Below are 18,994 nucleotides of genomic sequence, written 5' to 3' on the forward strand. Positions count from 1 at the left end.
CTCAGAGTCCGGGGATGAGCGAGATGACGAGGTCGAGCAGCTTGATGCCGACGAACGGCGCGACGAGCCCGCCGACGCCGTAGAGGAGCAGGTTGCGGCGCAGCAGGGCGGTCGCCGACGAGGGCTGGTAGCTCACGCCGCGCAGGGCCAGCGGGATCAGCGCGACGATGACGAGGGCGTTGAAGACGACCGCCGAGACGATGGCCGACTCCGGGCTGCTGAGCCGCATCACGTTCAGCACGTCGAGCTGCGGGAAGGCGACCACGAACATCGCCGGCAGGATCGCGAAGTACTTCGCCACGTCGTTGGCGACCGAGAACGTCGTCAGCGCGCCGCGGGTGATGAGCAGCTGCTTGCCGATCTCGACGATGTCGAGGAGCTTGGTCGGGTCGGAGTCCAGGTCGACCATGTTGCCGGCCTCCTTGGCCGCGGTCGTGCCGGTGTTCATCGCGACGCCGACGTCGGCCTGGGCCAGGGCGGGGGCGTCGTTCGTGCCGTCGCCGCACATGGCGACCATCCGGCCGCCCTCCTGCTCCTGGCGGATCAGGGCCAGCTTGTCCTCGGGCGTGGCCTCGGCCAGCACGTCGTCGACCCCGGCCTCCGCGGCGATCGCCTTCGCGGTCACGGCGTTGTCGCCGGTGATCATCACGGTGCGGATGCCCATGGCGCGCAGGTCGGCGAAGCGCTCGCGGATGCCCTCCTTGACGACGTCCTTGAGGTGGATGACGCCCAGCAGCCGGGCCGGGCCGTCGCCGCGCTGCTCGGCGACGACCAGCGGGGTGCCGCCCGACGAGCTGACCCGGTCGACGAGCTCGTCGAGCTCGGCCGAGGCCTGGCCGCCGAAGTCGCGCACCCACTGGACGGCGGCGGACGCGGCGCCCTTGCGGACCCGGCGGCCGTCGGCGTCCAGGCCGCTCATCCGGGTGGTGGCGGAGAACTCCACCAGCGTGGCGCCGGCCGGGACCGGGCGGCCCTCGCCGATCAGGGCCACGATGCTGCGGCCCTCGGGGGTCTCGTCGGCGAGCGAGGACAGGAGTGCGGCGTCGACGAGGTCCTCGCGGGCGACGCCGGTGATCGCCAGCAGCTCCGAGGCCTGGCGGTTGCCGTAGGTGATGGTGCCGGTCTTGTCGAGCAGCAGCACGTCGACGTCGCCGGCCGCCTCGACCGCGCGACCGGACATGGCGAGCACGTTGCGGCGCACGAGCCGGTCCATGCCGGCGATGCCGATGGCCGACAGCAGCGCCCCGATGGTGGTCGGGATCAGGCAGACCAGGAGTGCCGTCAGGACGATCAGCGACTGGTGCGCGCCGGCCTGGTCGGCGATCGGGTAGAGCGTCGCGCAGACCACCACGAAGACCACGGTGAGTGCGGTGAGCAGCACGTTGAGGGCGAGCTCGTTGGGGGTGCGCTGGCGCTCGGAGCCCTCGACCAGGGCGATCATCCGGTCGACGAACGACTGGCCGGGCTCGGAGGTGATCCGGACGACGATCCGGTCCGACAGGACGACGGTGCCGCCGGTGACGGCGCTGCGGTCGCCGCCGGACTCGCGGATGACGGGGGCCGACTCGCCGGTCACGGCCGACTCGTCGACCGAGGCGACGCCCTCGACGACGTCGCCGTCGCCGGGGATCCGCTCGCCGGCCCCCACGACGACCCGGTCGCCGGCGCGGAGCGCGGTGCTGGGCACGGCCTCCTCGGTGCCGTCGGGGCGCAGGCGGCGGGCGGTGGACTCCTGCTGCAGCGCCCGCAGACTGGCGGCCTGCGCCTTGCCGCGGCCCTCGGCGACCGACTCGGCCAGGGTGCCGAACAGCACGGTGAGCCACAGCCAGACGGTCACCAGGACCGAGAGGGTGGTCGGGTCGAGGACCGCCATGACGGTGGTGGCCAGGGCGCCCACCTCGACGACGAGGAGGACCGGGGTGGCCAGCAGGGCACGGGGGTCGAGCTTGCGGAGGGCGCCCGGGAGCGCCTCGGACAGGGATGACGCGTTCACGACAGGGACTCCACGATCGGGCCGAGGGCGAGCACGGGCACGTAGGTCAGACCGACCACGACCAGGGCGACGCCGGAGAGGAGGGCCACGAAGAGCGGCCGGTGGGTGGGCAGGGTGCCGGCGCTGGGCGGCAGCTGACGCTGCGAGGCGAAGCGCCCGGCGAGGGCGAGGACGAAGATCATCGGCAGGAAGCGCCCGACGAGCATCAGGACCCCCAGCAGCGTGTTCCAGAACGGCGTGCCCGAGGTGAGTCCGCCGAACGCGCTGCCGTTGTTGTTGGACGCCGACGTGACGGCGTACAGGGCCTCGGAGAGTCCGTGCGGGCCGCTCTCCTGCAGTCCCGCGAGCCCGTCGCTCGCGGTGAGCGCGATCGCGGCGCCGGTCAGGACCAGGATCGGCGTGGTCAGCACGTAGAGGGCGACCAGCACGATCTCGCGCTGCCCGATCTTCTTGCCGAGGTACTCCGGCGTCCGCCCGACCATCAGGCCGCACAGGAACACCGTGACGACGGCGAGCATCAGCATGCCGTAGAGGCCCGAGCCGGTGCCGCCGGGAGCGATCTCGCCGAGCATCATGTTGAACATCGCGACGCCGCCGCCGGGTGCGGTCAGCGAGTCGTGCATGGAGTTGACCGCGCCGGTCGAGGTGCCGGTCGTGACCGCCCCGAAGAGCGCCGAGCCGGCCTCGCCGTAGCGGACCTCCTTGCCCTCCATGGCGGCTCCTGCGGCGTGCGGGGCCGTGCCGGGCCCGGCCATCTCCGACCAGGTCAGCAGCGCGATCGAGACGCCCAGCAGCAGCGCCATGACGCTGAGGACCGCGATGCCCTGGCGGCGGTCGCGGACGATCAGGCCGAAGGCCCACGCCATGGCGAAGGGGATGACCAGCATCAGGAAGATCTCGAGCAGGTTGGACAGGGGCGTCGGGTTCTCGAAGGGGTGGGCGGAGTTGACGTTGTAGAAGCCGCCGCCGTTGGTGCCGAGCTGCTTGATGGCCTCCTGGCTGGCGACCGGGCCGCCCGTCACCTGCTGGGTCCCGCCGGTCAGCGTGCGGACCGGCGAGGTGCCGGTGAGGTTCTGGATCGCCCCGAGGGCCACCAGCAGCAGGGCCGAGACCACCGCGCCGGGCAGCAGCACCCGCAGGACGCCGCGCACCAGGTCGGACCAGAAGTTGCCGACGCGGCCGTCGCGCTGGGAGCGGGCCAGGCCCCGGGCGAACGCCGCGGCCGCGGCCATGCCGACGGCGGCCGAGACGAAGTTCTGCACCGACAGGCCCGACATCTGCATCAGGTGGCCGACGGTGACCTCACCGGAGTACCACTGCCAGTTCGTGTTGGTCACGAAGGACACCGCGGTGTTCCAGGCGCCGTCGGAGGGCAGGGGCGCGAAGCCCAGCGAGAGCGGCAGGTGCTGCTGGAGCCGGCCCAGGCCGAAGAGCGCGAGGACGCTCACCATCGAGAAGCCCAGCAGCGAGGCCGTGTAGGTGCGCCAGTGCTGGTCGGCGTCGGGGTCGACGCGCAGCACCCGGTAGGCGGCGCTCTCCACCCGCAGGTGCCGGGGCGAGGTGTAGAGGTGGGCGAGGTGGCGGCCGAGGAGCGGCACGGCGGCTGCCAGCGCGGCGACGAGCAGCAGGACCTGCCCGATCGCGGGGAGGACGTCGCTCATCGGTCGAGCCTCCGGTCGATCAGGCCGACCAGGAGCACGGCGAGAGCGAAGAGGACCAGGGTCAGGAGGAGGTAGAGGAGATCGGGCACGCCTCCACTACAGACCCGCCGCGACCGGGCGCCGTACGTCCTTGACGGTTCCTTGACGGTGCGAGGTCAGTTGTTGACGCAATCCCCCAGCGAATCCGTCAGCGGGTGAGCTCCGCGCCCATGGCCGCGACCAGGGCCTGCAGGCCCTTCATCGGGCGGACCATGACCGTGAACGACGTGAGCCGGCCGTCGTCGCCCCAGCGCAGCATGTCGACCCCGTGCACGGTGAGCCCGTCGACGAACGACTCGAACTCCAGCACCGCGCTGCCCTCGCCGTACCACTCGTCGACGTAGCGCAGGCCCGGGCCGAGCACGACGAACGCCGCCGCGAGGTACGCCGTGGTGATCGCCTTGCCCTCCTGCGGGGTGTGCACCGCCGGCGAGCGGAACACCACGTCGTCGGCGAGCAGGTCGTCGAGGCCGGCGGGGTCACGCGAGGCGGCCACGCGGTGCCAGGCCTCCACGGGGGCGGGAGTCGTCATGCGCTCTCCTTCAACTTCAACGTGGGACGCGGACGAGGAGCCGGCCGTGGATGCACTCCATGTCGAGGGTGCGGCCGGAGCCGACGGAGTCGCCGTCGAGCTGGCGCGGGGTGTCGGTGTGGGCCCGGATCGAGATCCGCTGGCCGGTCATGCGGTTGATCGTGTCGTCGGTGCGGGCGCCGCGCGACAGGACCCGCACGGCGAGCGGGATCCAGGACAGGAAGTGGCGCGGGTGCAGGATCACGACGTCGAGGACGCCGTCGTCGATGGAGGCGTCGGGCAGCAGCGGCATCCCCGCCTGCAGGAAGCCGACGTTGCCCACGACGATCGTGCGCGCGCGGTGGGTGGTGGCCTCGGCGCCGTCGACGCTGATGTCGACCTTCACGGCGGGGAACATCAGCGACTTGAGCCCCGAGACGACGTAGGCGACCCAGCCGACGCGCTTCTTGAGGTCCTCGTTGACGCCCTCCATGATCGCGGCGTCGAACCCCATGCCGGCCATCACCATGAAGTGGCTGTCCTCGAGGTGGTCGCCGGTCACCTTGACCATGTCGATGGCGCGGTCCTGGCCGGTGAGGGCGATGTCGATGGCGGCGCGGATGTAGAGGGGGATGTCGAGGTTGCGGGCGAGCAGGTTGCCGGTGCCGGCGGGCACGATGCCGACCGGGATGCCGGTGCCGGCGAGCTCGGCGCAGACCTCGCGGACCGTGCCGTCGCCGCCGCACACGATGACCAGCCCGGCGCCCTCGACGGAGGCCCGCTCGGCCTGGCCGGTGCCGGAGTCCTCGACGGTCGTGAGGTGCCACGACGGCGTTGACCAGCCGGCCTCGACGGCCATGCCGTCGACGATCGACTGGAACTGGCCGACGTCCTCGACCTTGATCGGGTTCAGCACGACCGCCAGCTTCCGGCCGGGGGGCAGCACCTCCACCAGCGGCTCGATCCGCTGGGCGTGGCTGCGGGGGAGCGGGTTGAGGACGACCAGGCCCAGCAGGACGACCCCGGCGCCGAGCAGCACCCCGCCGATCACGTCGGTGGGGAAGTGGCGGCCGAGCAGCACCCGGTCCAGGCAGACGGCGACGACGACCGCGGCCACCAGGAGCCCGATCAGCCGCCGGATGTTGGGTCGGCGCAGCAGCATCGTCGCGAGGACGACCACGACCCCGCCCAGCGCGGCGACCGAGGAGGCGTGACCCGAGGGGAACGCGTTGTTGCTCAGGAGCCACTGCGACTCCTGCCACTCCGGCCGGTCGCGGCCGACCGCGAGCTTGATGAGCGTGGTCGCGACCGACGTCGTGGCCATCACTGCGACCGTGTAGTACGCCGCGCGCCGGTGGCCCTTCACGAACATCACGACCGCCAGGACGGCCGTGTAGGCCGTCATCGCGATCGTGCCGAACACCAGCTCCACGCCGCGCAGCACGTGGCGCAGCGTCGCGTCGTCGACGGCCCAGCCACGGACCGTGTTGCCGCGGTCGTCGAACGAGGTCAGCCCGGCCCAGCCCTGCACGACCGCCACGGCGAGCACCGCGAGGACGGCGAGGCACAGCACGCTCCAGCTGAGCAGGAAGGCGCGGGTTCGGTCGAGCACGGCAATCAGTATGGGCGACGGGGTCGCCGTCGCGGCCGACCAGGGGCAACTCGGATGAGCTGCGCCACGTTGCCCCGATAGCCTGAGGTCATGATCGACCCACGGATCCTCCGAGACGACCCCGACCGCGTCCGAGCCGCCCAGGCCAAGCGCGGGCTGTCCGACGAGGTGGTCGACCGGGCGCTCTCCGCCGACACCGCCCGCCGGGCCGCGATCGTGGGCTTCGAGGCCAAGCGCGGCGAGCAGAAGAGACTGGGAAAGCTGATCCCCCAGGCGCAGGGCGACGAGAAGCAGGCCCTCCTGGCCCAGACCAAGACCCTCTCCGCCGAGGTCAAGGAGGCCGAGGCCGCGCAGAGCGCCGCCGAGGAGGAGTGGCAGCAGGCGCTGCTCTCGATCCCCAACCTCGCCGAGGACGACGTCCCCGCCGGTGGCGAGGACGACTACGTGGTGCTGGAGACCGTTGGCACGCCGGCGGAGTTCGACTTCGAGCCCCGTGACCACATCGAGCTCGGCCGCCTGCTCGGCGCCATCGACCTCGAGCGCGGCGCCAAGGTGTCGGGCTCGCGCTTCTACTTCCTCACCGGCGTCGGCGCCGAGCTGGAGTTCGCGCTGATCAACCTCGCCAACGAGACGGCCCGTGACTTCGGCTTCACCCAGGTCATCGCCCCGTCGATGGTCAAGCCGCGCGCGATGGACGGCACCGGCTTCCTCGGCCAGGCCGCCGACGACGTCTACCGCATCGAGGGCCAGGACATGTACCTCGTAGGCACCTCGGAGGTGCCGATGGCGGCGTACCACTCCGACGAGATCCTCGACGGCGCCTCGCTCCCGCTGCGCTACGCCGCGTTCAGCCCCTGCTTCCGCAAGGAGGCCGGCTCGCACGGCAAGGACACCAAGGGGATCATCCGGGTCCACTGGTTCGACAAGGTCGAGATGTTCGTCTACTCCACGACCGAGGACTCCTACGCCGAGCACCGGCGGCTGCTCGAGATCGAGAAGGCCTTCCTCGACAAGCTCGAGCTCGCCTACCAGGTCATCGACGTCGCCGCCGGCGACCTGGGCCTCTCGGCGCAGCGCAAGTTCGACTGCGAGGCGTGGATCCCGACCCAGGGCCGCTACCGCGAGCTCACGTCGACCTCCAACTGCACGGAGTTCCAGACCCGCCGCCTCGACACCCGCGGCCGCTTCGGCGAGGAGGTCAAGGCGATCTCGACGCTCAACGGCACGCTGTGCGCGATCACCCGCACCATCGTCGCCATCCTCGAGACCCACCAGCAGGCCGACGGCTCGGTGCGGGTCCCGAAGGCGCTGCAGCCGTTCCTCGGCGGCCGCGAGGTCCTGACGCCGGTCGTCGCATGAGAACTCCCGACGGCTGGCGTCCCGGCATCGTCGCCCTGGACATCGACGGCACCCTCCTCAAGTGGGTCGAGGGCGCCGGCATGACCTACGAGCAGATCGAGCCCGCGGTCTACGACGCCGTGCACCGCGCGCTCGACGCGGGCGCCCACGTGGTGCTCGCCAGCGGGCGCTCCCCGCACGGCATGACGCCGATCGCCGACCTGCTCGACCTGCGCGGACAGGACGAGGAGCGGGTGTGGATCGTCGCGAGCAACGGGGCGGTGATCTTCCGCTACCCGCCCTTCGAGGTCGTCCGCGAGGAGACCTTCGACGCCGGGCCCGCGGTCAAGGCGGTCCTCGAGCGCCAGCCGAGCGCCATCGTGGCGGTCGAGGAGCGCGGCGTCGGCTACCGCGTCTCCACGCCGTTTCCCGACGGTGAGCTGTCCGGCGACATGATCGTCACGCCCGTCGACGAGCTGGTGGCGGGCCCGGTCAGCCGGGTGATCATCCGCGACCCCGAGTCGAGCGCCGACGAGTTCGTCGCGATGGCCTCCGAGCTGGGCCTCCACGGCACCAACTACGTCGTCGGCTGGACCGCCTGGCTGGACCTCTCCCCGGTCGGCGTCTCCAAGGCCTCCGGGCTCGAGTACGTCGCCGGCGAGCTCGGCCTCACCAGCGCCGACGTGCTGGCCATCGGCGACGGCCGCAACGACATCGAGATGCTCCAGTGGGCCGGGCGCGGCGTCGCGATGGGGCAGGCCGTGCAGGAGGTCATCGACGTCGCCGACGCCGTGACCGACTCGGTCTTCGAGGACGGCGCCGCCACCGAGATCGACCGGCACTTCGCGTGAGCGACCAGCCGGTCCTGCCGGCGATGATCCGCTCCGAGCGGCTCCGGCTGGTGCTCATGACGCCGGCGGACGCCGCCGACATGCGGGCCGGGCGGCACCAGGACCGCTGGCACCCCGACTACCCGCGACCCGACGACGTGGACGCCGCCGGGATGCTGCGCGCGGGTGACAGCTGGGGGCCGCGGCACGTCGTGCTCGGAGTGCAGGCCGTCGGCAGCATCGGCTGCTACGGCCCTCCCGTCGACGGCGAGACCGAGGTCGGCTACGGGCTGGTCGAGGCGGCGCGGGGAGCCGGCGTCGCCACGGAGGCCCTGCGCGCGCTGGCCGCCGAGGTGGACGGGGTCGGCGTCCGGCTGCGGGCGGCGGTCGAGCCGCACAACCGCGCCAGCATGCGGGTCCTGGCGAAGTGCGGCTTCACCCAGCTGCGCGGGAGCGACGAGGACGGCAACCTGGTCATGGCCAGGCCCCAGCCGTGAGCACGCCGCACCTGGTCGCGACCGACCTGGACGGCACGCTGGTGCGCACCGACGGCACCGTCTCCCCGCGCTCGGCGCGGGTGCTGGCCGACCTCGACGCCCGCGGCGTGCCGGTGGTCTTCGTCACCGCCCGGCCCCTGCGCTGGATGGACGAGCTGTGGCCGATGGTCGGCGCCCACGGACTGGCGATCGTCTCCAACGGCGCGATCCTCTACGACGTCACGAACCGCGCCGTGCGCGAGGTCCGCGGCCTGGAGCCCGCGGCCGGCCTCGCCGTGGTCGACGCCATCGCCGCGGCGCTGCCGTCGGCGACGTTCGCCATCGAGTCCGTCGACGGCCTCCGGGTGGACGAGCGCTACGTCGACGTCGAGGGCACGGGGGAGGAGACCGCGCGCGGCCCGCTCGCCGAGCTGTGGACCGCCCCCGCCGTCAAGCTGCTGGTGCGCGACCTCGACGCGGACCCGGACGAGCTGCGCCGCGGGGTCGTCGGCGCCGTGGGCGAGGCGGCGATCGCCACGTGGTCGGTCGACCACCTCCTGGAGATCAGCGCGCCCGGCGTCACCAAGGCGGCCACCCTCGCCCGGGTCGCCGCCGAGCTCGGCGTGGACGCCGCCGACGTCGTCGCCTTCGGGGACATGCCCAACGACCTGCCGATGCTGCGGTGGGCCGGCACGCCGTTCGCCGTGGCCAACGCCCACCCCGACGTGGTCGCCGCCGCCGGACGGCTCGCACCGAGCAACGACGAGGACGGCGTGGCGCGGGTGCTCGAGGAGCTCTTCGGCCTGTGAGCGGGCGTTCCTCGACTGGTGCGCGCGACCACCGATCTGTTGTGATGGTGCCCGTGCTCGCCTCCGTACGCCGTCTGCTCCTCGCCGCGCTCGTGGTGGGCTGCTTCGTCACGGTGGGCGCCGCCCCGGCCCAGGCCGCGTGCAGCTGCGCCGAGGCCGCGACGCCCCTGATGTCGCGCATCAAGGCCGCCGACGCGGTCTTCGTCGGCACCGTCACCGCCGTCGAGCGGCCCTCCCCCGCGCCGTCGGCCGGGGTCGGCGCCGCGGCGCGGGTGTTCACCCAGCAGGTCGAGGCCGAGACCGTCTACAAGGGCCGCGTCGACGAGCCGGCGCAGGTCGTCACGACGACCCCGCAGGTCCGGCCGACGTGCGGGCTGGGCCGTCTCGTGAGCGGCGAGCGCTACGTCTTCCTGGTGCAGGCCGCCAGCGGCACCACCGCCGAGAGCTGGGCCGACGACGGCTGCGCCGGCACCCGGCTGGCGACCGACGCCTACGTCGCCCAGGTGGAGGAGGTCCTCGGCAGCGGTGACCCCGTCACGCCGCCCCCGCCCCCACCCGCGGCGGTGCTGACCGACGTCGACACCGCCGAGCCGGCGGCGTTCGGACGTGCGGTCGCGCCCGGCCTCGCGCTGGCCCTGGTGGGGCTGCTCGGGCTGGTGCTGGTGTCGTGGCTGCGCGCGCGCCGCGGCCAGGACCTCTGACGAGGCCCGCGAGAGGACCTAGAGGTACATCCCGCCGGAGCTGCCCGGCCGCTGGTCCTCGTCCGGCTGCGGCGGCCCCGCGGCCTGCGGCGGCTGACCGCCCATGCCGGCCGGCAGCGCGCGGCGCATCTCCTCGAACTGGGCGCGTGCGGCCATCTGCTGGGCGTACATCGCGGTCTGGATGCCGTGGAAGAGCCCCTCGAGCCAGCCGACCAGCTGGGCCTGGGCGATCCGCAGCTCGCCGTCGGAGGGCGTGGCCTCGTCGGTGAAGGGCAGCGTCAGCCGGTCGAGCTCCTCGATCAGCTCGGGCGCGAGACCCGCTTCCAGCTCCTTGATCGAGGCCTGGTGGATGTCCTTGAGGCGGTTGCGGCTGGCCTCGTCGAGCGGGGCGGACTTCACCTCCTCGAGCAGCTGACGGATCATGCTGCCGATCCGCATGACCTTCGCGGGCTGCTCCACCAGCTCGGTCAGCGGCCGGGACCCCTCGCCGTCGTGGTCCCCGTCGCCGTCCTCGTCGCCGGCCTGGGCCAGCGCCGACGCCGGCAGCGTGCCGATCGGCTTCCCGTCGGGACCGACGATGACCACCTGCTGCTCCTGCTCGGGCTGCTCGCTCATGCAGGCCACCCTATGCGGCGGGTGGGCGGCTGCTCGCCGGGTCCGCAGGACACCGCCACCTGGTCACAACCTTCGCGGCCCGGGCGGAGTCTCCCCTCGGACAGGCGCGACACCGACGTGAGGAACCCCCATGAGCTCTCGCCCCGCCAGCACGACCCGCCGCTCCGAAGGGGGAGCGGTCCGTCGCGCCCCGGCCCTGGTGGGTGCCGGCCTGCTCGTCGCCGCCGCTGTCGCCGTCCCGGTGGTGATCCGCGACGGCGGGGACGCCGGCTCGACACCGGCCGCCTCGTCGTCGGTGAGTGAGGCGGGGGTGCGGGCAGCCCGCGAGGAGGACGGCGCGTCGATCCCGCTCCGTGACTTCCCGCTCGACCGCGGCTGGCCGGAGGCCTACGGCGAGAGCGCGGTCAACGGTCCCGACCCCGGCGCCGGGGGCATCTCGATGCCCGAGGGTCACTGCCAGGAGGGGGTGCTGTTCGACTCGGGCTACGCCGACAAGCTCTCGGCCTACGTCACCTCCGGACGGGTCAGTCTCACCCGCGAGATCCTCCGCTATCCCGACCCTCGACGTGCGCGGTCGACCCTGCGCTCGCTCCGCAGCGCGGTGGCGGCCTGTGACGACCTCGACGACGCCTACGCGCCGGGGGTGGCCTACTCGGCGCAGGTCTTCCACAGGATCGACGCGGCGAACGCCGCCGAAGGGGTCGTGACGCTCACCTTCGCCTACACCGCGCCCGACTCGACGCCGTTCAGCGTCATCTACCAGTTCGCCAGGGTGGGCGACCTCATCTACGGGAGCAACCGCTACGGCCCCTGGACCGCGAGGTCCGCGCGCCGCGGCGTCGTGTCCCTGGACGCCGACAACGCGGCGCTCACCCGACTGCTGCCCCGGGTCGAGGGCTAGGCGGGCACCGGGTAGGTCTCAGACCGTCAGCACGATCTTGCCGGTGTGCTCGCCGGACTCCATGAGCGCGTGGGCGGCGGCGGCGTCCTCGAGGGGCATCGTGCCGTGGACCACGGGGCGGACCAGGCCCTCGGCGACCAGCGGCCAGACGTGCTCGACGAGCGCGGCGCAGATCGCGGCCTTCTCACCGACCGGCCGCGAGCGCAGCGAGGTGGCGACGACGGCGCCGCGCTTGCGCAGCAGCGCGCCGATGTCGAGCTCGCCCTTGCTGCCGCCCTGCATGCCGATGATGACCAGGCGGCCCTCGAGGGCGAGCGCGTCGACGTTGCGGCCGAGGTACTTGGCGCCCATGTTGTCGAGGATGACGTCCACGCCGGCGCCGTCGGTGACCTCCTTGACGACCTCGACGAAGTCCTGGTCGCGGTAGTTGATCGTCACGTCGGCGCCCAGCGCCGCGCACGCGGCCAGCTTGTCCGGTGTGCCGCCGGTGGTGAGCACCCGGGCACCGAGCTGGGCGGCGAGCTGGATGGCGAAGGTGCCGATGCCGCCCGCGCCGCCGTGGACCAGGAAGGTCTCGGTCGGCTTCAGCCCGGCCACCATGAAGACGTTGGACCACACGGTGGCGGCGACCTCCGGGATCGCGGCGGCGGTGACCAGGTCGACGCCCTCGGGCACGGGCATGACCTGGCCGGCGGGTACGACGACGCGCGAGGCGTAGCCGCCGCCGGCGAGCAGCGCGCACACCTCGTCGCCGACCGCCCAGCCCTCGACGCCCTCGCCGAGCGCGGCGACGGTGCCGCTGCACTCGAGCCCGATGATCTCGGACGCCCCCGGTGGCGGCGGGTAGAAGCCCTGGCGCTGGAGCGTGTCAGCCCGGTTGACGGCGGTCGCGGCGACCGCGATCGCGATCTCGCCGGGGCCGGGCTCCACGTCGGGCACCTCGGAGACGGACAGGACCTCGGGGCCACCGGCTTCGGCGGCGATCACGGCGCGCATGCGAGCCAGTCTGTCAGGCCTCGAAACGCTCGTCGGAGTGGTCGACCGCGCTGTCGTCGGGCACGGGCTCGTCGACGTCGAGGGGGTCGCGGAAGCCCGCCGGGCGGTCCCAGCCCTCGGCCAGTGACTGCGCCAGCGCGGCCAGCCGCTCGACCCGCTCCGGGTCGGCGCCCTGGGCGCCGGCGGCGTAGCCGAGGAGGTAGGAGGTCACGGGGCCGGCCGTGCGCTCGACGTTCTCGACGGCGATGTCGCTGAGGTCCCTGAGCAGTCCTTCGTCGACCTCGGTCTCGACGTCGAGCACGTCGCAGAGCTCGTCGATCCAGTCGTGGAGGTTCACGCTCCCAGACTCCCCACAGACGCGCGGGGCCGCAACCCCCTTCCGGCGCGTCGGCTCACGAGAGGTCGCGCAGGTCCGCCCAGGTGTCGACGTCGCGGTGCTCCTCGCCGACGGCGGCGACCTCGGCCAGGTCCAGTCCCGACAGCAGCCGGTGCAGCGGCAGGTCGTGCTGCTCCTCGTGGCCCGGGCGGACCGCGTCGAGGCGCGCCACGTCGAGCACGAGCGCGAGCTGACGGCGGCCGTCGGGGTCGACGAGCGCCGCCCCGTCGCCGTGGCCCGCGGCGGCCGTGAGCAGCCGGCGGAACGTGCGCGCGTCGAGGCGAGGCATGTCGACCGCCAGCACCGCGAGGTACGCCGTGCGGTGCAGCAGGGCGTCGCGCCCGGTGAGCAGCGCGGCGACCGGACCGCCGTAGCGCGGGGACTCGAAGGTGAACGTCACGGGCCGCTCTGTCGGGACCGGCTCGCCGACCACGACCACCTCGGTCGCGTCGATGAGGGCGTCGAGCGCGTGGGCGAGCAGGGTGCGCCCGGCGATCTCCACCGACGCCTTGTCCACGCCGCCGAGCCGGGCCGCGCGGCCGCCCGCGAGGATCACCGCGCTGAAGGGGGCGAGCCCCGGGTCCACGTCCACCCCTGGAGTCTCCCACCGCGGACCGCGCCGGGCCGGGCCACCGTGGCAGTCTGGGGCGGTGACCTCCACCACCGCCGGCGAGCTGCGCGTCGCCCTCGTGCAGGAGGCCGCGGGCCTCGACCCCGTCGGCAACCGTGCCCGGCTCGAGCCGGCGACCCCCGCGGACGCCGACCTCGTCGTCTTCCCCGAGGCGTTCGCGCGCGACTTCGGCGAGGCCGGCTCCGACGTGGGTCCCTTCGCCGAGCCGGTCGACGGGCCGTTCGCCCGGGAGCTCGAGCGGGTGGCCGCCCAGCGCGGGACCACGCTGGTCGCCGGCATGTTCGAGGCCAGCCAGGACCCGGCGCGGCCGTGGAACACCCTGCTGGTGCGGGGCGCCGCGACGGCGGCCTACCGCAAGGTGCACCTCTACGACTCCTTCGGCTACCGCGAGTCCGACCGGCTGCTCGCCGGGCCGGTCGAGCCCACCGTGGTCGACGTGGCGGGCTTCTCGGTGGGGCTGCTCACCTGCTACGACCTGCGCTTCCCGGAGCTGGCCCGCGCGCTGGTGGACCGGGGGGCGGAGGTGCTCGTCGTGCCCGCCGCCTGGGTGGCCGGCGAGCGCAAGGTCGACCACTGGCGCACCCTGGTGCGGGCCCGTGCAATCGAGAACACCGTGTTCGTGGCCGCCGCCGGGCAGCCCGGGCCGCGCTACAGCGGTCACTCGCTGGTCGTCGACCCGATGGGCGACGTGCTCGCCGAGGCCGCGGACGGTCCCGCCGTCCTGCGGGCGACCCTCACGCGCACGGCCCTCGACCAGGCCCGTCGTACCAACCCCTCGCTGTCCAACCGCCGTCTGTAGCCTGTTCCTCCGTGTCCAGGTCCGCCGCTCGTCGCCGCGAACCCGACCCGCGCAGCGGCTGGCGGGGACGGGTCGCCGGCATCGGCGACAGCCGGGTCCCGGTCAGCGCCTTCCTCGCGCTGGTGGGAGCCGGGCTCGCCGCGCTGGTCGCCGGCGTGCTCACCGTGGGACCCGACTGGGTGCCCGGGATCGGCGCGGTCGTCATCGCCAGCGCCTACTCGTGGGCGCTCGCCGCGCGCACGGGCGGCCGCCCGGTCGTCTACGGCACGCTGGCCATCGCGCTCGGCGTGGTGGTCCTGGTCAGTGACGAGGCCTACCTGCGCACCGGCGCCGCGGTGATGACCTGCGTCGTCTCGTCGGTGCTGGGGGTGATGGCCACCGTGCCCGCCGTCCGGTTCGTCGAGGCGGCGCGCGAGTGCGTGATCGCGATCGTCATCGCCTGCATCGGCGCGCTGGCCACCGTGGGCTTCGAGCCCACGATCACGGTCGTGGAGTTCGAGTACGCCACCTTCGGCCTCGGGCTCGTGGCGGCGTTCGCGGTCGTCTACCGGCTCGGCGCCGGTCTGCACGGCCTGGGCCGTCGCGGGGTCGCGATCGTGCTCGTCGGGATGCTGGTCCTGGCAGTCACGCTGCTCTACGCCGAGCTCCTGCGCCGCTACGGGACCCCCGGCCTCGTCGAGTCGCTCCTCGACGTCGTGCGCTGGAGCCGGGAGAGCCTCGGCGCCTTCCCCCGCCCCATCGAGACCGTGCTCGGCATCCCGGCGCTGGCCTGGGGCTGCCACATGCGCGCCCGCCGGCGCCAGGGCTGGTGGGTCTGCGCCTTCGGGGTCGCCGCGACCTCGGCGGTGGCCAACTCGCTGGCCAACCCCGCGATCACGCTGCGCGAGAGCGGCCTCTCGGTGGTCTACGGGCTGGTGGTGGGCCTGCTGATCGGCTTCGTGGTGATCCGCGTCGACCTGCGCGTCACCGGCTCCGCCGGCCGCCGCAGCCGCCGTGCCGAGGAGGCCGCGGCCATCCGGCCCGAGCCCGCCCGCTTCAGCGCGCTCTACTGAGGCGGTGCCGACTCTGGTGCCGACCCGGGACCGACTGCGGCGTACCTGTCGGTAACGGCTAGCGTGCCGGCATGGCCCGTGAACAGGTGACCGAGATCCTCGCCGAGATGGTGGCCAACGTGCTGTCCCTGACGGTCGCCGCCGGCGACGCCGTGGCGCCCGGCGACACCGTCGTGCTGCTGGAGTCGATGAAGATGGAGATCCCGGTCCTGGTCGAGATCTCCGGCACGGTCCGCGCCGTGCGGGTCGCCCCCGGCGACGTGGTCCAGGAGGGCGACGTCCTCGTCGAGCTCACGCCCGACGCCTGACCGGCCGCCCAGCTTCGGCAGAGGGGGCGGGATTCGAACCCGCGGCTGACATCTCTGCCAGCGACCGCTTTCAAGGCGGTTCCGATCGGCCACTCCGGCACCCCTCCGTGCACGCCGAGGCGTACGGCGGGCCAGTCTAGGCCGCGCGGGGGCGGGTGGGGCCTGCGCCTACTCCGAGCCGCCCAGCTCGATCTCGACGTCGTCGTAGGCCAGGTCGTGGAGGCGCTGGACGTGCCGGCCGATGTCGACGAGCAGCCGCTTGGCCTCGAGCCGCACCGCCTCCGGGTCCGCGCTCTCGAGCACCCGCGGACCCAGCGAGCCGAGGCGGGCGAGCAGCGTGTTGCGCTCCCGGAACGCCGACCCGCCGCGCGCGGCGAGCCAGCCGTCGTCCGGCGAGCTGGTCTCGCCGACCAGGGCGTCGCGCACGACCGCCATCCGCCGGCGCACGACCCAGCGCCAGTTGCCCAGCGCCGGCCCCTCGCGGCGGGGTGCGTCCAGCGCCGCGTCGAGGGCGCGCATCGCGCCGGCCAGGCCAGGGGTGACGGCGCCCACGACTGCCTCCCGGGGTCCGACGCGCGGTGGACCTCCGAGCATGACCCTCCCGCGAGGTCCCGGCAAGAGCGCGGCGGCATCGGATTGCGCGGTCCCGGCCGGCGTTGTGTTGAATTCTCCCCATGACCGCCTCCGAGACGTCCGACTATCGGCTCTCGCGCGCCTTCGCGGCCCGTTTCGTCGGGACCTACCTGGTCCTGCTCGCCGTGATCGTGTTCGCGGCCACGGCGGTGGTCGCCGCCACCGGCTTCGTGACCCCGGACGCCCTCGTGGTGCTGCTCGTGGTCGGGCTCGTGGGCCTGGTGGTCCTGGGCTCGTGGCTGCGCTCGGTCCCCGTCGTGCGGTTCGACGCCTCGGGCTACACCGTCCGCATGATCCGGGGCGCCGGCGTGAAGCAGGCGACCTGGAAGGAGGTCGAGGACGCCGGCACGGCCTCACCCAGCGGCGTGCCGTGCGCGGTGATCCGGCTGCGCGACGGACGGTCCACGACCATCCCCGTGCCCGCGCTCGAGACCGACCGCGAGCAGTTCGTCCGCGACCTCGCCGGCTACCTCAACCGCGGCCAGGGCCTGCGCCCCCTCTGAGCCCCGACGTCGCTCAGGTGCCGCGGAAGCGGTCGAGCGAGGCGGTGCGGTCGAGCCCGCCCCGGTCGGCACGACCGGCCTCCGAGCGGTAGTGGTCGAGCACCGCGACCAGGGTGGAGGGCGGCCACGCCTGCCCGGCGAGCCGGGCGGTGACCAGTCGCCGACCCGACGCGCCGACAGCCAGGGCCGGCAGCCAGCCACCCAGCGCCGCGACGTCGTGCACGTCGTCCCAGGCGAGGGGGGCGCGGCTGCCCGGCAGGGTGAGCCCGGTCGGGTCGAGGAGGATCCGCGGGTCGGAGCGCTGCCACACGAGGGCGAGGCCGGCGCCGCCCAGGACGAGCACGCCGCCGGTCAGCCGTGGACCTGCGAAGCCGCCGCCGACCGCCAGGACGACGCCCCACGCCGCCACCGCCAGGAACGCGGCGCCGCCCGCGGCCCGGTGGCCCCGCCGCACGGGCAGCGCCACGCCGCCCGGCCGTGGCTGGGCCGGGGGCAGGGGACGGCGAGCCGAGCCCCGCTGGGTCACGGCGTACGCCGCCGCGAGGGTCGTGAGGACCAGGCCGGTCGCGATGACGGTCGGGCTCCGCGTCTCCCCCGGGTCGAGGGGCGCGAACGCGACGGCGAGTCCGAGCAGCAGCCCGGTGGCTCCCATCACCAGGGCGCCGGCGATCGCCAGGTAGCGCGTGGGGGAGCGCAGGGCGCGGTCGGGATCCTCCCCTGCGCCCCGGACCCGCCTCACCGGAACCCCGTCGCGTCCAGCCACGCCCCGGCACCGGTGACCGTGGTGTGCCGGGTGTCGTCCCACGCGTCGCCGACCGCGTCGTCGACGGGGTCGGTGGCGCTGTCGGGAAGCTGCTCCCACCCGGACTGCGTCGCCTCGCTGACGGCGTAGCCCACCCCGACCGCGACGACCACCACGCCGACCGCCGGCGCCCCGACCGGGGCGAGGGCGACGACGGTCGCCGTGCCGGCGGCGCCGGTAGCCACCGCGAGCAGCCCGCCACCAGGCTTGTCCTCCTCGAGCCCCTGGTAGGCGTCGTAGACCAGCGCGCCCGGGCCCAGGACCGCGATGCCCCGGCGCAGCATCCCTGCCTCCTGGAGCAGCCGCCGGACGCTGGCGCGCGCCTGGGGGTCACGCGCGCCGGAGCGGCGTCGCGGGTCGCCGGACCGGCGGTCCTGGTAGCGGTCGCGGAGGCGGTCCGCGAGCCGCTCGCCGCGCTGCCGGGCGGCCTCCAGGGCGGCCGCCAGCCCGAGGCTGCCGGCGTTCTCCCGGAGGCTGTCGAGGAGCCGCGAGACCTCCGGCGAGGCGACGTCGGCGACGCTCGCGGTGAGGTGGGCCCCGACCCACTCGCCGAGCGAGGCGGCCTCCCTCTCGGCGTCGGCGAGGAGCTGGTCGTAGAGCTGCCGCCGGAGCCCGGCGGCGTCGGTGTCGGCCATCGGCGCCGCGGTCGTCGGCTCGTGGACGACCGTGCCGGTGACGGTGAGGCCGACCCGGGCAGCCGCCGCGCGGAAGGCGGCCATCCGGTCGAGGCACAGCTGGAGCCGGTCGGCGTAGTCGTCGAAGGAGCGCGCGGCCCGGGTCACCGTCGAGGCGTGCTCGTCGAGGTGCGTGATGACGGTGGTCGTGTAGCCCTGGTAGGCCTCGCCGGCGCGGCCGCGGAAGCCCGCCAGCGCCTCGTGGCGGGCGGCGGTCGTGTCGTTGGCCGCGTGCTCGACCGCCGTCCCCAGGGCGTCGCGCAACCAGGCAGCCACCGCGCGCACGCTCGCCGGTGAGCCGTTGACCGCCGTGTCGAACCCGCCGCCGCTCACGGGCTCCACCCGGGAGGGACGACACGGTGGAGCGTGCCCGGCGGGACGAGCGGCGCCGGGCCGTCGAACCGGTCGGGGTCGACGCGGAGGTAGGCCTCGGCCACCACGGCGTCGACCCCCAGCAGGTGACCCTCGACCGCCCGCACGGTCTGAGCGGCCAGGGTGCTGATGACGGAGAGCTCGCCGGAGGTCGAGAGCACCAGGGCGAGGATGGTCAGCAGCTCGGTCTCAGCCGGCCCCGCGTCCAGTGCCGGTGCTCCGCCGGAGGCCTCGGCGAGCGCGGCCGCTGCCGCCTCGTGGCGGGACGCGACGGCGCGGGCCGTGCCCGCCTCGAGCTCCAGCTGGCGCGCACCGGCCGCGCCGGGTCTCGTCCGCGGTGCTCCTGGGTCCATGCAGGACGG

General features: G+C 74.0%; 22 protein-coding genes and 1 tRNA gene. 10 read left to right on the forward strand and 13 right to left on the reverse strand.

Translation table 11 applies throughout. The annotated features are described in order from the left end of the window. Position 1 precedes the first annotated feature (1 nt). From kdpB to IRQ30_RS12750, 4 genes are all read right to left on the reverse strand, one after another. Complete coding sequence (gene kdpB / locus IRQ30_RS12735) at positions 2-1,993, reverse strand: potassium-transporting ATPase subunit KdpB (protein WP_193613210.1); 1,992 nt, start codon at positions 1,991-1,993, stop codon at positions 2-4. Continuing rightward, complete coding sequence (gene kdpA, locus IRQ30_RS12740) at positions 1,990-3,654, reverse strand: potassium-transporting ATPase subunit KdpA (protein WP_193613211.1); 1,665 nt, start codon at positions 3,652-3,654, stop codon at positions 1,990-1,992. Before kdpA ends, kdpB begins: the two co-directional genes overlap by 4 nt. 187 nt (positions 3,655-3,841) lie before the next feature. Then, the gene (locus tag IRQ30_RS12745; protein WP_193613212.1) at positions 3,842-4,225 is read right to left on the reverse strand and encodes a nuclear transport factor 2 family protein; all 384 of its coding nucleotides are present in this window, start codon (positions 4,223-4,225) and stop codon (positions 3,842-3,844) included. A 16-nt stretch (positions 4,226-4,241) separates the two neighbouring features. Continuing rightward, on the reverse strand, positions 4,242-5,816 hold the full coding sequence (locus tag IRQ30_RS12750) for a YegS/Rv2252/BmrU family lipid kinase (protein ID WP_193613213.1): 1,575 nt from the start codon (positions 5,814-5,816) through the stop codon (positions 4,242-4,244). A 90-nt stretch (positions 5,817-5,906) separates the two neighbouring features. Here IRQ30_RS12750 and serS point away from each other — a divergent pair, with 90 nt between their 5' ends. Genes serS through IRQ30_RS12775 form a run of 5 tightly spaced genes read left to right on the forward strand, consistent with a single transcriptional unit; the run spans position 5,907 to position 9,970 of the window. Then, a complete protein-coding gene (gene serS, locus IRQ30_RS12755) occupies positions 5,907-7,175 on the forward strand; it encodes a serine--tRNA ligase (protein WP_193613214.1) in 1,269 nt (422 codons plus the stop codon). Next, positions 7,172-8,005, forward strand: a complete 834-nt coding sequence (locus IRQ30_RS12760; RefSeq protein WP_193613215.1) for an HAD family hydrolase — start codon at positions 7,172-7,174, stop codon at positions 8,003-8,005. The genes serS and IRQ30_RS12760 overlap by 4 nt, the downstream gene beginning before the upstream one ends. Beyond that, positions 8,002-8,481, forward strand: coding sequence for a GNAT family N-acetyltransferase (locus IRQ30_RS12765; protein ID WP_338089684.1), 480 nt, complete (start codon positions 8,002-8,004; stop codon positions 8,479-8,481). Before IRQ30_RS12760 ends, IRQ30_RS12765 begins: the two co-directional genes overlap by 4 nt. Beyond that, positions 8,478-9,269, forward strand: a complete 792-nt coding sequence (locus IRQ30_RS12770) for an HAD-IIB family hydrolase (RefSeq protein ID WP_193613216.1) — start codon at positions 8,478-8,480, stop codon at positions 9,267-9,269. The genes IRQ30_RS12765 and IRQ30_RS12770 overlap by 4 nt, the downstream gene beginning before the upstream one ends. Before the next feature lie 47 nt (positions 9,270-9,316). Then, entirely contained in the window at positions 9,317-9,970 is a 654-nt protein-coding gene (locus IRQ30_RS12775) for a hypothetical protein (protein WP_193613217.1), read from the forward strand. Positions 9,971-9,988: 18 nt separating this feature from the next. Here the strand turns inward: IRQ30_RS12775 and IRQ30_RS12780 are convergent, their stop codons facing one another. Beyond that, entirely contained in the window at positions 9,989-10,585 is a 597-nt protein-coding gene (locus tag IRQ30_RS12780; protein ID WP_193613218.1) for a bacterial proteasome activator family protein, read from the reverse strand. Positions 10,586-10,715: 130 nt separating this feature from the next. Here IRQ30_RS12780 and IRQ30_RS12785 point away from each other — a divergent pair, with 130 nt between their 5' ends. After that, entirely contained in the window at positions 10,716-11,486 is a 771-nt protein-coding gene (locus IRQ30_RS12785; RefSeq protein ID WP_193613219.1) for a hypothetical protein, read from the forward strand. Between the two features lie 18 nt (positions 11,487-11,504). Here the strand turns inward: IRQ30_RS12785 and IRQ30_RS12790 are convergent, their stop codons facing one another. From IRQ30_RS12790 to mobA, 3 genes are read right to left on the reverse strand one after another with little or no spacing between them, the layout of a single operon-like run. Continuing rightward, positions 11,505-12,482, reverse strand: coding sequence for an NAD(P)H-quinone oxidoreductase (locus IRQ30_RS12790; protein ID WP_193613220.1), 978 nt, complete (start codon positions 12,480-12,482; stop codon positions 11,505-11,507). 13 nt (positions 12,483-12,495) lie between these two features. Then, a complete protein-coding gene (locus IRQ30_RS12795) occupies positions 12,496-12,819 on the reverse strand; it encodes a DUF6457 domain-containing protein (RefSeq protein ID WP_193613221.1) in 324 nt (107 codons plus the stop codon). A gap of 55 nt (positions 12,820-12,874) precedes the next feature. Continuing rightward, positions 12,875-13,450 carry an NTP transferase domain-containing protein gene (gene mobA, locus IRQ30_RS12800; protein WP_193613222.1) on the reverse strand — a complete coding sequence of 192 codons (576 nt, stop codon included), beginning with the start codon at positions 13,448-13,450 and terminating at the stop codon, positions 12,875-12,877. Between the two features lie 58 nt (positions 13,451-13,508). Between mobA and IRQ30_RS12805 the strand changes: the two genes are divergently transcribed. From IRQ30_RS12805 to IRQ30_RS12815, 3 genes are all read left to right on the forward strand, one after another. Further along, positions 13,509-14,288: a nitrilase-related carbon-nitrogen hydrolase gene (locus IRQ30_RS12805; protein ID WP_193613223.1), complete on the forward strand. Its 780-nt coding sequence runs from the start codon at positions 13,509-13,511 to the stop codon at positions 14,286-14,288. An 11-nt stretch (positions 14,289-14,299) separates the two neighbouring features. Then, positions 14,300-15,340, forward strand: a complete 1,041-nt coding sequence (locus tag IRQ30_RS12810) for a hypothetical protein (RefSeq protein WP_193613224.1) — start codon at positions 14,300-14,302, stop codon at positions 15,338-15,340. Between the two features lie 71 nt (positions 15,341-15,411). Next, complete coding sequence (locus IRQ30_RS12815; protein ID WP_193609792.1) at positions 15,412-15,648, forward strand: biotin/lipoyl-binding carrier protein; 237 nt, start codon at positions 15,412-15,414, stop codon at positions 15,646-15,648. 18 nt (positions 15,649-15,666) lie between these two features. Here the strand turns inward: IRQ30_RS12815 and IRQ30_RS12820 are convergent. After that, a tRNA-Ser gene (locus IRQ30_RS12820) sits at positions 15,667-15,755 on the reverse strand. Positions 15,756-15,816: 61 nt separating this feature from the next. Continuing rightward, entirely contained in the window at positions 15,817-16,200 is a 384-nt protein-coding gene (locus IRQ30_RS12825; RefSeq protein ID WP_193613225.1) for a hypothetical protein, read from the reverse strand. Between the two features lie 122 nt (positions 16,201-16,322). On the opposite strand from IRQ30_RS12825, the gene IRQ30_RS12830 reads away from it, so the two are divergent. Beyond that, positions 16,323-16,784 (forward strand): hypothetical protein, encoded by a 462-nt coding sequence (locus IRQ30_RS12830; protein ID WP_193613226.1) that lies wholly within the window; start codon positions 16,323-16,325, stop codon positions 16,782-16,784. A gap of 13 nt (positions 16,785-16,797) precedes the next feature. Here the strand turns inward: IRQ30_RS12830 and IRQ30_RS12835 are convergent, their stop codons facing one another. Genes IRQ30_RS12835 through IRQ30_RS12845 form a run of 3 tightly spaced genes read right to left on the reverse strand, consistent with a single transcriptional unit; the run spans position 16,798 to position 18,985 of the window. Beyond that, a complete protein-coding gene (locus IRQ30_RS12835; RefSeq protein WP_193613227.1) occupies positions 16,798-17,523 on the reverse strand; it encodes a hypothetical protein in 726 nt (241 codons plus the stop codon). Then, positions 17,520-18,593, reverse strand: a complete 1,074-nt coding sequence (locus tag IRQ30_RS12840; protein ID WP_193613228.1) for a hypothetical protein — start codon at positions 18,591-18,593, stop codon at positions 17,520-17,522. Before IRQ30_RS12840 ends, IRQ30_RS12835 begins: the two co-directional genes overlap by 4 nt. After that, positions 18,590-18,985, reverse strand: a complete 396-nt coding sequence (locus IRQ30_RS12845; RefSeq protein WP_193613229.1) for a hypothetical protein — start codon at positions 18,983-18,985, stop codon at positions 18,590-18,592. The genes IRQ30_RS12840 and IRQ30_RS12845 overlap by 4 nt, the downstream gene beginning before the upstream one ends. Positions 18,986-18,994 lie beyond the last annotated feature (9 nt).

This window comes from Nocardioides lijunqiniae (assembly GCF_015024225.1).
In the GTDB taxonomy this organism is placed as follows: Bacteria; Actinomycetota; Actinomycetes; order Propionibacteriales; family Nocardioidaceae; genus Nocardioides; species Nocardioides lijunqiniae.

What these genes read in the sequence shown, in the direction of transcription:
- kdpA (WP_193613211.1), bottom strand. Translation starts at nt 3,654, where the DNA reads ATGAGCGACGTCCTCCCCGCGATCGGGCAGGTCCTGCTGCTCGTCGCC.
- IRQ30_RS12745 (WP_193613212.1), bottom strand. Translation starts at nt 4,225, where the DNA reads ATGACGACTCCCGCCCCCGTGGAGGCCTGGCACCGCGTGGCCGCCTCG.
- serS (WP_193613214.1), top strand. Translation starts at nt 5,907, where the DNA reads ATGATCGACCCACGGATCCTCCGAGACGACCCCGACCGCGTCCGAGCC.
- IRQ30_RS12760 (WP_193613215.1), top strand. Translation starts at nt 7,172, where the DNA reads ATGAGAACTCCCGACGGCTGGCGTCCCGGCATCGTCGCCCTGGACATC.
- IRQ30_RS12780 (WP_193613218.1), bottom strand. Translation starts at nt 10,585, where the DNA reads ATGAGCGAGCAGCCCGAGCAGGAGCAGCAGGTGGTCATCGTCGGTCCC.
- IRQ30_RS12785 (WP_193613219.1), top strand. Translation starts at nt 10,716, where the DNA reads ATGAGCTCTCGCCCCGCCAGCACGACCCGCCGCTCCGAAGGGGGAGCG.
- IRQ30_RS12790 (WP_193613220.1), bottom strand. Translation starts at nt 12,482, where the DNA reads ATGCGCGCCGTGATCGCCGCCGAAGCCGGTGGCCCCGAGGTCCTGTCC.
- IRQ30_RS12815 (WP_193609792.1), top strand. Translation starts at nt 15,412, where the DNA reads ATGGCCCGTGAACAGGTGACCGAGATCCTCGCCGAGATGGTGGCCAAC.
- IRQ30_RS12830 (WP_193613226.1), top strand. Translation starts at nt 16,323, where the DNA reads ATGACCGCCTCCGAGACGTCCGACTATCGGCTCTCGCGCGCCTTCGCG.
- IRQ30_RS12845 (WP_193613229.1), bottom strand. Translation starts at nt 18,985, where the DNA reads ATGGACCCAGGAGCACCGCGGACGAGACCCGGCGCGGCCGGTGCGCGC.